This is a genomic window from Pseudoalteromonas sp. J010 (assembly GCF_003934235.1).
Classification (GTDB): Bacteria; Pseudomonadota; Gammaproteobacteria; order Enterobacterales; family Alteromonadaceae; genus Pseudoalteromonas; species Pseudoalteromonas peptidolytica.
The window spans coordinates 1-569 of sequence record NZ_RDBW01000082.1; the positions used below are offsets into that span (position 1 = coordinate 1).

The 569-nt window shown below is 53.4% G+C and carries 1 protein-coding gene; it reads right to left on the reverse strand.

Annotated elements, in window-relative coordinates:
• On the reverse strand, window positions 1–569 hold a 569-nt coding region (locus EAG18_RS22045; protein WP_148098537.1), incomplete at both ends, for an AMP-binding protein.

A 569-nucleotide genomic window follows, 5' to 3' on the forward strand; every position in this document is an offset into this window, starting at 1 on the left:
CCGCCAGCTTTTAAGACTCCCAAGATGGCTATCACCATCTCCACAGAGCGCTCAACACATAGTCCAACGAGAGTGTTTGGGGTGATGTGATGATGTGCCTGTAAATAACGCGCCAGCTGGTTAGCTCGGCGGTTAAGCTCACGGTATGTTAATGCCACCTCTTCACAGATCACCGCCACCGCATCTGGGGTTGCGGCCGCTTGACGCTCAAAACGCTCATGCATGCAGACATCTTGCTCATAGCACAGCTGCGTGTCATTTAAGGTAACCAATAACTCCTCTTGCTCCGGCGCACTCAACATCGGAAGCTGTGCCAACGCCACAGTTTGGGTGGGCTCAAGTGCGCACAGCGCCGTCAACACCCGACCAAGGTGCTGGTCTAGCTGCGCAATGTGTGCCTGCGTAAAGAGCTGCTTATCATACACCCAAGACAATCCAATGCCCTGCTCACTGATACTCAGGTCAATATTCAGGTCAAACTTCACCGTGGTGCCCTCTGACTCATACGGCGTCAACGTCACCCCAGGTAAGGTGAACCCCGCTGCTGTATCGGTGTCGTTAATACCATA